General features: G+C 38.4%; 18 protein-coding genes. All 18 read right to left on the reverse strand.

Annotation, left to right across the window (positions count from 1 at the left end):
• Positions 1-14 precede the first annotated feature (14 nt).
• Positions 15-1,244, reverse strand: coding sequence for a hypothetical protein (locus I3217_RS13810; RefSeq protein ID WP_435050359.1), 1,230 nt, complete (start codon positions 1,242-1,244; stop codon positions 15-17).
• 273 nt (positions 1,245-1,517) lie between these two features.
• Positions 1,518-1,715, reverse strand: a complete 198-nt coding sequence (locus I3217_RS13815; protein ID WP_435050360.1) for a hypothetical protein — start codon at positions 1,713-1,715, stop codon at positions 1,518-1,520.
• A gap of 130 nt (positions 1,716-1,845) precedes the next feature.
• Positions 1,846-2,643: a TIGR00266 family protein gene (locus tag I3217_RS13820; RefSeq protein WP_435050361.1), complete on the reverse strand. Its 798-nt coding sequence runs from the start codon at positions 2,641-2,643 to the stop codon at positions 1,846-1,848.
• A 58-nt stretch (positions 2,644-2,701) separates the two neighbouring features.
• A complete protein-coding gene (locus tag I3217_RS13825) occupies positions 2,702-3,157 on the reverse strand; it encodes a DUF4442 domain-containing protein (protein ID WP_435050362.1) in 456 nt (151 codons plus the stop codon).
• A 136-nt stretch (positions 3,158-3,293) separates the two neighbouring features.
• The gene (locus tag I3217_RS13830) at positions 3,294-4,118 is read right to left on the reverse strand and encodes a DNA adenine methylase (protein ID WP_435050363.1); all 825 of its coding nucleotides are present in this window, start codon (positions 4,116-4,118) and stop codon (positions 3,294-3,296) included.
• Between the two features lie 203 nt (positions 4,119-4,321).
• Positions 4,322-4,645 (reverse strand): hypothetical protein, encoded by a 324-nt coding sequence (locus I3217_RS13835; protein ID WP_435050364.1) that lies wholly within the window; start codon positions 4,643-4,645, stop codon positions 4,322-4,324.
• 3 nt (positions 4,646-4,648) lie between these two features.
• Positions 4,649-5,125, reverse strand: a complete 477-nt coding sequence (locus tag I3217_RS13840) for a hypothetical protein (RefSeq protein WP_435050365.1) — start codon at positions 5,123-5,125, stop codon at positions 4,649-4,651.
• Positions 5,126-5,131: 6 nt separating this feature from the next.
• Complete coding sequence (locus tag I3217_RS13845; protein WP_435050366.1) at positions 5,132-5,746, reverse strand: hypothetical protein; 615 nt, start codon at positions 5,744-5,746, stop codon at positions 5,132-5,134.
• Positions 5,746-6,450, reverse strand: coding sequence for a hypothetical protein (locus I3217_RS13850; RefSeq protein ID WP_435050367.1), 705 nt, complete (start codon positions 6,448-6,450; stop codon positions 5,746-5,748). The genes I3217_RS13845 and I3217_RS13850 overlap by 1 nt, the downstream gene beginning before the upstream one ends.
• A gap of 12 nt (positions 6,451-6,462) precedes the next feature.
• Positions 6,463-8,007, reverse strand: a complete 1,545-nt coding sequence (locus I3217_RS13855) for a hypothetical protein (RefSeq protein ID WP_435050368.1) — start codon at positions 8,005-8,007, stop codon at positions 6,463-6,465.
• Between the two features lies 1 nt (position 8,008).
• The gene (locus I3217_RS13860) at positions 8,009-8,839 is read right to left on the reverse strand and encodes a phage baseplate protein (protein WP_435050369.1); all 831 of its coding nucleotides are present in this window, start codon (positions 8,837-8,839) and stop codon (positions 8,009-8,011) included.
• Positions 8,832-9,305: a hypothetical protein gene (locus tag I3217_RS13865; protein WP_435050370.1), complete on the reverse strand. Its 474-nt coding sequence runs from the start codon at positions 9,303-9,305 to the stop codon at positions 8,832-8,834. The genes I3217_RS13860 and I3217_RS13865 overlap by 8 nt, the downstream gene beginning before the upstream one ends.
• Positions 9,295-10,167: a nucleotidyltransferase gene (locus tag I3217_RS13870; RefSeq protein ID WP_435050371.1), complete on the reverse strand. Its 873-nt coding sequence runs from the start codon at positions 10,165-10,167 to the stop codon at positions 9,295-9,297. The genes I3217_RS13865 and I3217_RS13870 overlap by 11 nt, the downstream gene beginning before the upstream one ends.
• A 2-nt stretch (positions 10,168-10,169) precedes the next feature.
• Positions 10,170-10,451, reverse strand: a complete 282-nt coding sequence (locus I3217_RS13875) for a hypothetical protein (RefSeq protein ID WP_435050372.1) — start codon at positions 10,449-10,451, stop codon at positions 10,170-10,172.
• Positions 10,441-10,785 carry a hypothetical protein gene (locus I3217_RS13880; RefSeq protein WP_435050373.1) on the reverse strand — a complete coding sequence of 115 codons (345 nt, stop codon included), beginning with the start codon at positions 10,783-10,785 and terminating at the stop codon, positions 10,441-10,443. Before I3217_RS13880 ends, I3217_RS13875 begins: the two co-directional genes overlap by 11 nt.
• Positions 10,785-10,994, reverse strand: coding sequence for a hypothetical protein (locus tag I3217_RS13885; RefSeq protein ID WP_435050374.1), 210 nt, complete (start codon positions 10,992-10,994; stop codon positions 10,785-10,787). The genes I3217_RS13880 and I3217_RS13885 overlap by 1 nt, the downstream gene beginning before the upstream one ends.
• A gap of 6 nt (positions 10,995-11,000) precedes the next feature.
• Positions 11,001-11,504, reverse strand: coding sequence for a hypothetical protein (locus I3217_RS13890; protein ID WP_435050375.1), 504 nt, complete (start codon positions 11,502-11,504; stop codon positions 11,001-11,003).
• Positions 11,504-12,475: a hypothetical protein gene (locus tag I3217_RS13895; RefSeq protein ID WP_435050376.1), complete on the reverse strand. Its 972-nt coding sequence runs from the start codon at positions 12,473-12,475 to the stop codon at positions 11,504-11,506. The genes I3217_RS13890 and I3217_RS13895 overlap by 1 nt, the downstream gene beginning before the upstream one ends.
• Between the last annotated feature and the right edge of the window lie 65 nt (positions 12,476-12,540).

The following is a 12,540-nucleotide window of genomic DNA, read 5'->3' on the forward strand; positions in this document are numbered from 1 at the left end:
CTTTCCCGTTTATTCTAAAAATTATACATGAAACCAAAACTTATACGCATGGCATCCCGACTTTTGTCTATAGAACGATTTATATCGTTTACACTACCGTCCACTTCAATGGTCTTTATACCATAATCCAGTTCCAAACCTATAGTCATGCGTTCGTAGGCATCATACATCACATTAAAAATACCATAATAATGCTTATGAATAAAATCGCCTTCAACGAATACCGTAGCATCTTCCAAGGCTTCATGAATTAAAAGCCGTTCAGAATTATCTAACTGAAACCTCGTCGCTCCAAACACCACATTAGGATGTAATTTTTTTGTGATATAATAACTGTAAGAAATCCATCCTCCAAATGCCGGTGTAGCCTTAACATCGTTTACCCCTACCGGATACCCGTCAAAACCTCCTCCAGAGACTGTGGTTAGATAGGCTGAAATACCCTTACCTCCAACCAGTTGAAACTGAAGATTATTTAATTTTGGTTGATAATTTCCGCTAAAACTTACACCATATCCCAAAAATTTATCAAGATCATCATCTATTTTATAACGAATACTTCGTAAAATTGACGACAATCTTAAATGCCCCCAATCCCTTTTATATTTTACTGCAAAAGTAATATCCGGCATAAACTGGTCTGCTTCTTCCAGTAAAGGCTGATATTCGGCATAAATAAAATTTGTATCCAGCGGAGCTTCCAGACTAGCCTCATAAATCCAATTCGGATTCCCGAAAGTATTCATGTATTTTACATGGGGACTTCTCAGCCAGACTCCTGAAGGTGGCCCTTCCAGTTCCATGATATCCGGCCAGATATCTTCATCTCCAAAATTATTCCACATTTGTCCAATTTGCCAGTGTTCAGTTTCAACATAAGCTTTTCTCAACCTGAACTTACCGTCTCCTCCCCAGAAATCAGATTCTACAACCGCCTTGATTTTTTTACCATTTTTTGTAACTATAAAAGTGCTCCACCTAATCTGAGTCTGATACAAATCGGCATTAAGACTTTTATCGTCATCCGTCCCGAAGACATTAATTAATCCTACATTAAAAGTTTCGTTATCGTTTAACCCTCCAAAAAGATCTAAATAACCATTTAATTTCATATTAACCCCCAGGCTTGATTTTAAGCGGGGTTGGTCATCAATAGAATCTTGAGATGTGATGGTTAAGAAGGGATCCTGGGCAAAAATCTGTACACTGACGAGCACAAAAAGTGCAGTAAAATAATGTTTCATAAAGGCCGGATTAGAGCATATTAAATTACTTATATTTAACAAGATAACAAAACAATCATATTAAAACACAACCTGTTATCATTCGTAATTTATAATTATACTAACGCCTTACCATATGATTTTTAGATGTATTAATCTCTAATTGTCAAATGAGAGCGCTTTATAATTAAAAAAACACTAATCTTAAAACACCAGAAACTCCTTTCCTAGGGATAAACTTAAATGAATATCCTCTTAAAATAAAAAAAGCGACCATTATAGGGTCGCTTTTTCTTATGCTTCTAGATAAATTAAACATTGATCTAATTCCGGGTTCTGCTGTACAAGAGATTCTATAAAAACCTTTAGCTCTTCTATTTCATACGGCAGTAATCTTTGAAGGGCCTTTTGTACTTCTTTGCAAAACAACGCAGTATCAAAACTAACTTTACTAAGTACAGTTTTGGTATACTCCAACATTGCTCTTGCCATAGTTAATTCGTTTAGTTTTAGTTAATAATTCCGATTTGGGTAAAATTATAAATAGGCAAAAATGGTTCCTTATATTCTCTAAAAATATTAAAAAATATCTAAATATTAACTTAAAACTAAAAATAATCTGTTAAAATCTATTATCACCATCAAGTAAATCTCCTAATCCTCCCAGAATACTACCTTCTCCTTTTTTATTGTTTCCTCGAGGTAAAGCTGCCAAAACACGACCAGCTAAACGGCTAAACGGTAGGGATTGTATATACACCGTTCCCGGCCCCTGTAATCTCGCAAAAAACAAACCTTCTCCGCCAAAAACAGTATTACGAATACCTCCTATAAATTCGATATCGTAATCTATATCCTGAGTAAACCCTACTATACATCCGGTATCTACTCTTAAAGTTTCGCCGGCACGAAGTTCTTTTTTTGCCAGAGTACCTCCGGCATGAACAAAGGCCATACCGTCACCTTCCAGCTTTTGCATTATAAATCCTTCTCCGCCAAATAAACCTCGCCCTAAACGTTTAGAAAACTCTATACCTACACTAACCCCTTTTGCTGCACATAAAAAGGCATCTTTCTGGCATATTACCTTTCCTCCAAATCGAGATAGATCTACAGCTAAAATCTTTCCAGGATACGGCGACGCAAAAGACACTTTTCGTTTCTCCAGATGTGTATTATAGAACGCAGTCATAAACAAACTTTCTCCTGTTAAAATGCGTTTACCTGCTCCTAAAATAGATCCTAAAAAGCCCTGATCTTTCTGGGATCCATCTCCAAACAAGGTCTCCATCTTAATGTCATTTTCCATCATCATAAAGCTACCCGCCTCTGCGATTACTCCCTCATTCTGGTCTAGTTCAATTTCAACATACTGCATTTCTTCACCGTAAATCTGATAATCTATTTCATGTGCTCTCATTGTATTTATTTTAAGGTTATATACATTGGTTGAAAAATTTTAGTTTTTGTTACAACATTCAGGATTTCAATTTAAGTGTCCATTGAAATCTGAAAGTAGACACGACAACACCTTCCCGATTTGTACCTACTGAAGTCATCCACACTGTTTGTCCTTCTCCTGTATCAATCGCCTTTTCAATCGTTGCGTTTAAAAGATTACCATCATCGCAAACAAAAGTTATCAGTCCGGTTGCTTTTTTAGAAAAATGAGCTTCGTTACTTAAAATGAGCATAGAAATTGACTTTCCGGTTGCTGCTATTTTTGACATTACCAAAGCCCCTGTAGTAAATTCAGCAGCCATACCCTGAACAGCCCAGAACATAGAACGAAACGGATTTTGGTTAATCCAACGATGCCTAACCGTTACCACACAATGTTGTTCCGAGATGGCTTTAGTACGAATCCCACAGAGATAAGCGGCAGGTAACTTAAACATAGTAAACCTGTTAAGTTTGGAAGGAGAAAGGGTCATTACTTTTATGTTTTTATAATCGAAAAATCGAAATGCACAGTTTTTTAAAACGAAATGCACATCATTTTCCTTTTTAAATTAATCTAAATGTACAAATAAATACCCTTTTAAAAAGGTATTAAAAGGGTATTAAAAACTACTTAAATAACATTATATCCGTATAGCTACTACTATAATTTACACTTGTATTTACTTCCTGTTTGGTTGCATGAGCAAACGGATTCGATGCTAGAGTTCTATTTCCAACCCACTCACAAAGCTCTATTATAGATGATTTATTAGATGTAAAGTAGAAGTATCTTTGCCCTTCCAACACACTCAAAACATCTAAATAGTCCGTTAAATTCCAATAATTTTTATAAGTCATCGATGTTGTTTGTAGATATGGCGGATCTATTAAGAACACTACATTAGGTGTATCTTTATACTGCTCAAACAATACTTTATAATCTAAGTTCACAATGTCTAAACCAGATAAATATCCTTCTGCATTATAATCACTCATCCTAACGCAATTATATAGCGTACTTTTCTCTAAATCGGTATAATTAAGCACATACTTCATACTAAATAACAGCGACGACGATATTGTAATATAATCTACATACCCGTTTTCATTTTCATGCTGTTTTATCGTTTTTAAGACACTTTCCCTAACCTCACCCGTGATACGCTTATCTTTAGGCCAATCGTTTACTAACGTCCTTATTTTTGCCAACAACACGTTAGTTTGTGGTATAGCGTTAATTCGTTCACGATAATTATCGTAATCGTTATACACTACTTTAGCATTCGGATAATGATGTTTTGCCGTATGAGCTAATAAACCACTGCCTCCAAATAAGTCTACATACACACCGTTGGAAGGATAATTATGCAATGCATCTTTAAAGGATTTAATAAATTTCCGTTTCTGACCCATAAACGGCAAAGGTGCAGTGTTGTACTGTTTTTTCTTCATTTCTGTTCGTTTTTTGATTGATGATTAATTGATGATTGATTGATAAACTCTATATTTGCGCCTCCTACACCTTATCACATAAAAAAAGCCAACGACACTAGAAGACTTATGTCCTCCAGTAGCCGTTGGCTCTGTGATTAAAAAGGTGTAGGAAGCTTTTTTTAATGCTGGGGGACTCTTATTTATCCCCCAATAATCGTTGATTAGTCGATTATCGTGTAATTTTTTTCGAGGGTTTTCCTCGTTCTGTCCATGTCGCGTTGGGCTTGGCCTTTGGTTTTTATAGCACCTTTTACCTCTGCTTTTGGTGTGTTAGAATTATCCAATATGGCCAGATAAAACACATACTCACTACCTACTTCTAAATTTTTAGCGGAGACATTGTAACTGTCATACTTACCTGCGCTTAATATAGCTCGGTCGCTAATAATATCGGTTACGGTAGCAACTTTCTTGTGTAAGGTTGATTTTTGAGCAAAACTGGCAACACTCACCAATAATGCCATAACTACTAATAGTTTCTTCATAATTTATAGGGGTTTTAAAATATTTAGATTATCAAATTGATGTGCTTTAGTTCTGGCCGCTAAAACCCCGTTATACATCGCATTATAACAATGGTTATTATCCAGCTTATCTAATAGCTTTACTAATAGCTTACCGTAATTATTTAAGCTGTTAAGCTCTGCATTCCAACCAAGGACTTCGCTTATGGTGTCGTCTTTATTTCCGAAAGCGTAACGGATATCCGTATCCTGCAAAAACAACCAGTTAAAAAAGCCGCCAAACACGGCGTTGCCTAGTTGATCGTAACTTGCAGCGATCTCTATAAAGAAACTGGATGTCCCTGCCATAATATCGCGCGCTTTGCGGTTTTCGTTAGTAACACTTACCACGACTTTCCAAATAAACGCTAGTGGCGTTACTAAAGCAAAAAGCACTAGGCTAATTGCTATTAATACAAGTCCTAAAAAGACTTTTCCTATATTGATTAAGGTTTCTTTCATAATTTTTTAAACTTCAAAAGGGTAATCGTGTTCGTCGTATAGTTCTATAATACCTGCGCGTAATTTTGCTTCTAATTGGTTGTACAAATCTGCACCTACATTTTCAGCTCCCAACTTTACCAACATCATGTAACACTTTGTCCATTTACCTTGGTTTATTGTGTCTCCAAGTGGCTCTAGCAACACTTCTATAGCATTGTATTGATCTAGAGCTAAACCAGAACCAACCTGAGCACGAAGCGCAGCCGTCATTAAACGAAACTCATCCTTACCTCGTTCTTCACGTAAAATCTGCAAATCTACCTGCTCCTGTATTAAACGTTGTTGCTCTTTTGCAGCATTAGCATCAAGTTCTTCCTGGGTTAACTCTATCAATTTATAAGTAAATTCATTGCTCCCTTCAACCTTATCTAATTCTCCTAATTTGTGGGTAGATTTATCATATGTTGGTGTTACAACAGGGTAAAGCCCCTCTACTTCGTGTAAATCAGACCTAAGGTTAAAACCTCCTAACCAACCATTGAATCTACTAGGTATCACTCTAAATAGATGTATTGGTTCGGTGAATGTTATATGTGGATTATTATCTATAATCTCTTGTGTTACTTGTATTGCTTTCATTATGATATATTGATTATTGATGGGTATTTTTGTTTAAAGAATTGGAATAGGGAATTCCTTTCTTTTTGAGTTAATATGCTATTAAAACTCATAAATTGATATATATACGCACTGCATCCCCATTGTCTATCCTGAGTAGCACCTCCTCTCGACCCCAAGAAAAGTGTCCCTCCGTTAATTGCTGACGAAGCATCCGAAACCTGAACAGATACTGCAAATATCTCATTCGTCGTACTACCTCCAGTTAACTCTAAACTAACACCCCCCGCGCTCGAAGATAATAGTCCAAAATCATTGTTAGCGTTTTTGCTTATTAAACTATTTGTCACAGTTGAACCTCCCGCTATGTAATCATAGGTAGATTGACTCCGCATTTGAGCAACTATAAAAAATTCTTTAGTATAACTAGTTAAATTCGCTACTGGCGAAACACTCCCTAACGAATTGTTATAACCTGAACCAACATTAACAAAATATCCCGCCTTATTGCCTAATGAATCGACACTATACCTCGGAGTACCTATACCAATGGCATATCTTAATCCCCAAAATTCATCAGACCTTCTATCCGTTAAACCTAATATATAGTCTTCGTATCCCGAATCTGTGGATAATGTTACCGTATCTTCATCAGAAAAGTCTAACCAATGTTGAACTACTTCTCGCCATGCCATTCCTGAGTTATTTCCCTGTCTCCTTTGCATATATGTGTATTATTAATTAGGTTGAGAAATTGTAATATCGATATTTAAAACGCCTGCGTATTTCGCGATTTTTAGAGAAACAGAATTACGTGCTCCACCAGTTTCAAAATCAGACCCATAAAAGTTCCATCCTGCCCCTCCATCACTAATGACTTCTGTTGTTGTTGCATATATTATTGCACTAATAACAACACTACTATCATCGGGTAATGCTGTTGTATCTACTGCTAAAGCGGTATCTCCGGTTAATGTCAATCTATAGTCTACAGCTGCACCTACAACAAATGTATAGGTGCCAGTTACAGCTGCATTCACTATTGCTGTACCTACAATTTCCTCCTCATTTGGAGCTTCAGTCAAATACCCCGCATCGGCATGGTTCCCCCAACCGTATGCGGTAACGCCCTGGTTAATTTTAGCTAATAAAGCTGCTGCTAGTTTAGACTCTGTAATGGCATTTGCTGCGATGGTCCAGATAAGCCCGGAACTGGTAACTACGATGTCTCCAAAAGTGCCGTCTACTACTCCGGTTCCTCCACCACCTGCAACCCAAACCGCATCGTCATCGTCCCACAGGTAACGCACCACATTACTGCCTACGCCGGCATCGACATTGGCATAGTTTCCAGGTGAAGCTGCGGGATGCGCAGCCTCTAAAGCATCTAACGATAAATAAGACCCTAAATACTTAGACGCGCCGGAAACATAGTCAGATATATTAACTTCTTTAATAATACCATTTGCGTCTACACCCAATACATAAGGCACTGTGTTATCTATAAAGTTTCCAACACCAAAACTGTACAATACTATCGCGTAGTTTGCCCCGCCAGACATATCGCCTAAAATAATCGCGTCGGTTACATCTATATAGCATTCACCCCCTCTTATACGTGTCATCCATTCCGGAGTTATCTGTATTTCGCCCTGAGATCCTATAGAAAACACACTTCCGTTACTACTCATATACAATGATGATAATGAGCTACTACCATTACCTAATCTAATAAATGTTGGGGCTCCATATCCACCAGATGACCCATTCATTCCTATATCTAAACTCCCCAAAGTAGAATGAATTTCCCATTCTGTTTTATCACCCTCTATATAAGGGGTAGGTACTTTAAATCTCAAAAACCGATTACTTTGAATATCAGCCGCACTAATAACTATACCACCTGCAATAGTATCAGTTCCTACTTTTAAATCGTGTCGCGATCCTGGAGTCTCATCAAATACCAAAGTTGATAAACCTTTTAAACCGCCTGCATCGTCTATAATAGGGATTTGTGTTTCATCGCCATCAATAGCAATAGAATCCCCCAACCCCTCAAGCTTTTGCTTTTCTTCGGTTGTAAAGTTGTTTTCGGTTAAACCGTAACCATCAACCTTATCTACTTTTTGACTTAGATAAGTTTCTAAATTTTCAACTGAGGCCGTTGGTATCTTTTCGTCTTTATGCCAAAAGCTATCCCATGTTGCCCAGAACTGCGCTTGTGTTGGGTAGAGATTAGTTTTAAACCAGTTTTTTATTGTGCTTAATGGAGTTGTTGCCATATTAGTTTCCTGTATAAATGATGTATGCTAATGTGTAGTATGGTGGTCTGTTTTCGTGTGCTTCGCCCTCTCCTTGGGATGCTATAGTATGACGGTGATCACCGCTCTGACTTGTCGTTGCTGTACCTCTTGCAACCTCTCCGGCATTACTATCAAAAGGTTTATCTGTACCCGATGTCACCGGTACATTAGGCACTGTATGACTGTGAGCTCCAGAATAGCCTGATAAACCACCATGATCGTGAGCAGGCATTTCAGCAATGCTTAGCGTATGTTTCTTTTCTCCTCCTGTTTTACCTATGGCATTATAATCGTCATCGTCTGGATTATAACCTACAATAAACTGACCTCTTAAATCTGGCGTATTATTGGTACCATCGCACAATTGCCAGCCTGTTGGTATATCTGCAATTACACCGCTGTATAGTTGTGGATTGGTGCCTGGAGGGAGTATGCGTCCGGCTAATGCCAGCAAACTGCCTGCTTTTTTAAAATCGCTCCAGTTCATGGCTCCGGTTCCAGAGGCAAACGTTACGTAACGCTTATATAAAACGGCTTTAGACTCTCCGTTTTCAAACAGCTTATTCGTGGTTTCCTCTATAATTCTAACCGTAGACTGAGCGACACCGCCTTTAAATTCAAAAACTTCACCGTTTACATATACCACACCATCAGTCACCGTGCCACCAACAACATCGCAACCTTTTATAATAGCCTTATCGCCTGCAATAGCGCCCAAAGCATTAAACAAACCGTAAGCCGTTTGCATGGCATCCAGTGTGTCGGTTTCTAACGGAAATCCTCCTGTTTGTAAAAAATTCTGTTTATTCATTTAGTTCTATAATTAAATAGCGTTTGCCGCCTAATCTGTAATAATCTATTAAAGCTCGAAGCTCATAACTTTGGTTTTGTGCGATACTTTGGGGCACATATACCAGAAAATCGGCTCCGGTATCCGCAAATTCCAAGGACTGAAACAAGGTTAAAGTTCCCAGGTATTTTGTTTGGTTTTCTACAGGTGTATAGATATATGTTTTTGCCGCTTCGCCCCCTGTACCATCTATATATATGCGTCTTAAATCGGGGTCGAAATAATCGTTCAGCACCTTCCTTAAATGGCACACCTGCCCGTTATGGTTTAGCTTATACATATTACGCTCCCGGTACTGCTTCCAATTGGTATGCGTTGTTACCAGAGGGGTAATAAAGGCGTAAATCCAAGCTATAAACTTTTGCTTTCGCAAGCCTATAAGCTGAAAGTTTAACGCCAGTTTATAAAAGTCTACACTATACCACATACGTTATACTATCATAGTTATCTACCTTAAAGTAACCGCTCTCAGGTATCTGTTTTACTGCTATTCCTACTGGTTGCCCGTAGTCGTTTACAAACGGATCTATCCAGGAGCTTTCCATGCTATTTACTACCGGAATTAAAACACCATCCACCTGCTGCAGCTTATCCACAAAGTGAGCCAGAACAAAAGCCCCGTCGAAAGGCAGCTCTCGCATATATTCTTCTATAGCATCTTTTACTGGATAAGTTCCCGGATATAAAATACTTCCCCCATTAGCGTCAAGCACTAAAGGATCTCTGTAAATGGTTAGGTTAGGAAATAACAGATCTGGCAAATAGTTAATAATGGTAAGCTTTACCCCGGCATAACGTATTTCATTAAAGTACGCTCCAAAAGATTCGCGCTGCTGGTCTGTTATCGGCGCCAATTCCTCATCGGTTTCTCCTGCTATCTTTATAATTACACGGCTTTCATCATCACTTTCGTTAACAGCTGCGTACTTAATTATTTTAGAAGTTTCAATTTGTTCATCTGTTGCCCCGTCATTATCAAACTCATCACTATCGGTCAATAAGTCAAACCCGTATTGAAACGCCAAGGCTTTAGATCTGTACCAGGGCAAACGTCCGGACTTTTGGTTGTAAAGGGCATTGTCTACTTCCTTCTTATGATTATCAAAGATTAACTCATGCAGAAAAACGGCATACGCCACGATTTCAAACAAGATGTTTTCTACACTTACTAAAGAAAACTCATCGTTAAAATTCGCCCCTAAAGCAAAACCATAAGCATTGGCTAAAGATGCATTCCCCATAAAACTGGAGGTCATTTCTGTTTTTATTTCTGTTCGTGTTCTGCCCATAATTAACTCACTACAAAATCTATTTCTATACCCATATAACCTATACCTCCCTGTGCCGGAGGTGCAACTGCTGCTTCTGCTCCAGCCGTTGCCGGAACCTGATAAGAAAACAGGCTTACTATACTTTTACGCGCTACGGTATGCGCCTCGAAATGCTCACCAATAACCACATCGTCCGTAACACTACGGCCATTATTAGCCAGAGCCATGGCGAAGGCTTCATCTATGCTGCCTGTTCCCTGGATTACCAGGTCGAAAAAAGACTGTCCTTGTTTAGCTATCATAATCGGCTATAATTTCAAAGGGTTTATTTTCATACAAAGACACCTTACTCACTCGTAAACCATCCTTGGCAAAGTGTTCTCTTATTTTATGTCTGTACTCCAGATAATCTTCATTCAATACCAAATCTTCAATCCCTACACCTAAATCCGGTCGCCATTTAATTTCTCCCTGGGTAGCCAAAAGCATTATTCCTTTATTTTGCTGAAGCGTGTGCCCTACCACAACACCACTAACTATTTTGTTTTGGGAGTCTCTAACCACATTTATCATTAGATCTAATACTTCCCCTGCAGAAGGATCGCCTATTAATTGTATGCCTGTGCCTTTTCCCATTATTCTAAATTGCCTTGAAAGCTTCCTGTTACTGCCCCGTTAGGTGCTGTTAATCCTGTGGTATATACTATTGTTGCTGTTTTTACATAAGTATCGACCGCTGTACTTAATCGCTCTGCAAACTCTTCAATCGAGTTTTCTTCCCGTTCCATCATATCCGTCATAATCTGGATGATGTTTGCCTTTAAACTGTCTTTATCCAATGCCATTTAAATCTATTTTAAAAGCGCTTTAAACTTGGTTTCAAAAGCTTCAATTGCCGTTATCGTATCCGGTAAAGGCAAACCACTTGGTCCTACTGGTGTATATACTTTTAATTGCTTTAACAGGGTTGCCAGATCCTGGAACACTTCATTTAATGAACAGGTTTCATTTTTAACCCCTACTTTACTATCTGTGCTATCCACTTCCACTTCCAGAGCGCCTTGGACCAGTACTATCTTTTCAAACTCATCAACCTTAATAATCGTTAGGTTATCCAGTTTCCCGGTATGGCTTAACATCACCACATTACTCCCTACTTTTGGGGTTAACAGCACATAATTAGTATCTCCGTTACTGGTAGCTTTTAGTTTTACATCGGTTAACTTTAAGCCACCTTTAACTTCTACTGTGCAAACATCTCCAGAGACACTTAACACCTTCGCCGGAATAGGTAAATTGGGAGTCGCTCCAACAATTTCCCGCAGTAAACGCTTTACTTCTTTTATATCCGACATTAGCTTAGTTTTATTCCTGGTGTAATAGTTCGCCTTCCTCCGGCTTCACTTAAACTGGTTGTTACCCCGGTAACAAAATACCACGCTGTTTTTTCTGGGTAATCTTCATCCTTTATCCTTGCGGAAAAGGTTGGTTTGCACATGGGGATTAACCAGGTATCGAAACTTCCTTCGTACCCCGCTGCACTTTGTCTTATCACTTCATTATTAGCTATGCGCTTCATGGAAGCTTCATCCATAGCACCTACTTTAAGCGTTACCCGGTTTCCTCCGGTTGTTCCTGCAGATACTTGCTTAACATTTCCTTTTACATCGGTGCTTTCCACGATAACTTCAACTTTAGCATCTAACTTGTTATTAAATTCTAAGCTTGAATTTTCAATGTTTTTTTGCATCGAATAAAAGACCTCTCCTCCCTTTTCTACATAAGGCGGGTGTATGTGCAGCACTTTATTTTCTGTATCAAAATAGATATCTGCCTTAGTCTCTTCCTGAAGCTTTTTAAGCACATCGTAACCCGTTGCCTGGTGTATGGTAAACTTCTCGTAGTTTACCTCGTAATTACAGTTTACTTTAAAGCTGCTATCAATGTTATCAACTATATATTGAGCTACCTTTGTTACTGTAGTAGGCTTCAACTCTACATCCGGAACACCTACACGAAACAAAAACAAGGCATCCTCGCACAGTATTTTTAAAGAACTATCGTTGTTTGTAATGTCCTGTATAAATCCGGTAAACTCCGTTTCCAGTTTATTATCGTAACCCATTTTAATTACTACCTCGGTACCTCGCGCTATTTTGTTTTCAAAGTTTAATGGGGCGTTCATTACCGCTTCAGGCAATACTATAGTGGCCGTATCTGCAAGATTATCCACACTGGAGATAATCTCGCACTCTGCCATAAGTGCCAGCTGAAAGCTTTTGCCTGCTTTATTTTTAAATTGTATGTACCAGTCTATGTTTAGCACGCGGTTGTCTTCTTTTTTTTTGATCGAGTGTTATATACTTTAGGAGCTTCTATATTAAAATACCG

Origin of the sequence: Formosa sp. S-31, assembly GCF_051172795.1 — a bacterium.
In the GTDB taxonomy this organism is placed as follows: Bacteria; Bacteroidota; Bacteroidia; order Flavobacteriales; family Flavobacteriaceae; genus Formosa.

What these genes read in the sequence shown, in the direction of transcription:
- I3217_RS13835 (WP_435050364.1), bottom strand. Translation starts at nt 4,645, where the DNA reads ATGAAGAAACTATTAGTAGTTATGGCATTATTGGTGAGTGTTGCCAGT.
- I3217_RS13890 (WP_435050375.1), bottom strand. Translation starts at nt 11,504, where the DNA reads ATGTCGGATATAAAAGAAGTAAAGCGTTTACTGCGGGAAATTGTTGGA.
- I3217_RS13820 (WP_435050361.1), bottom strand. Translation starts at nt 2,643, where the DNA reads ATGAGAGCACATGAAATAGATTATCAGATTTACGGTGAAGAAATGCAG.
- I3217_RS13810 (WP_435050359.1), bottom strand. Translation starts at nt 1,244, where the DNA reads ATGAAACATTATTTTACTGCACTTTTTGTGCTCGTCAGTGTACAGATT.
- I3217_RS13880 (WP_435050373.1), bottom strand. Translation starts at nt 10,785, where the DNA reads ATGGGAAAAGGCACAGGCATACAATTAATAGGCGATCCTTCTGCAGGG.
- I3217_RS13860 (WP_435050369.1), bottom strand. Translation starts at nt 8,839, where the DNA reads ATGAATAAACAGAATTTTTTACAAACAGGAGGATTTCCGTTAGAAACC.
- I3217_RS13830 (WP_435050363.1), bottom strand. Translation starts at nt 4,118, where the DNA reads ATGAAGAAAAAACAGTACAACACTGCACCTTTGCCGTTTATGGGTCAG.
- I3217_RS13825 (WP_435050362.1), bottom strand. Translation starts at nt 3,157, where the DNA reads ATGACCCTTTCTCCTTCCAAACTTAACAGGTTTACTATGTTTAAGTTA.
- I3217_RS13875 (WP_435050372.1), bottom strand. Translation starts at nt 10,451, where the DNA reads ATGATAGCTAAACAAGGACAGTCTTTTTTCGACCTGGTAATCCAGGGA.
- I3217_RS13840 (WP_435050365.1), bottom strand. Translation starts at nt 5,125, where the DNA reads ATGAAAGAAACCTTAATCAATATAGGAAAAGTCTTTTTAGGACTTGTA.
- I3217_RS13855 (WP_435050368.1), bottom strand. Translation starts at nt 8,007, where the DNA reads ATGGCAACAACTCCATTAAGCACAATAAAAAACTGGTTTAAAACTAAT.
- I3217_RS13870 (WP_435050371.1), bottom strand. Translation starts at nt 10,167, where the DNA reads ATGGGCAGAACACGAACAGAAATAAAAACAGAAATGACCTCCAGTTTT.
- I3217_RS13865 (WP_435050370.1), bottom strand. Translation starts at nt 9,305, where the DNA reads ATGTGGTATAGTGTAGACTTTTATAAACTGGCGTTAAACTTTCAGCTT.
- I3217_RS13850 (WP_435050367.1), bottom strand. Translation starts at nt 6,450, where the DNA reads ATGCAAAGGAGACAGGGAAATAACTCAGGAATGGCATGGCGAGAAGTA.
- I3217_RS13845 (WP_435050366.1), bottom strand. Translation starts at nt 5,746, where the DNA reads ATGAAAGCAATACAAGTAACACAAGAGATTATAGATAATAATCCACAT.
- I3217_RS13815 (WP_435050360.1), bottom strand. Translation starts at nt 1,715, where the DNA reads ATGGCAAGAGCAATGTTGGAGTATACCAAAACTGTACTTAGTAAAGTT.
- I3217_RS13885 (WP_435050374.1), bottom strand. Translation starts at nt 10,994, where the DNA reads ATGGCATTGGATAAAGACAGTTTAAAGGCAAACATCATCCAGATTATG.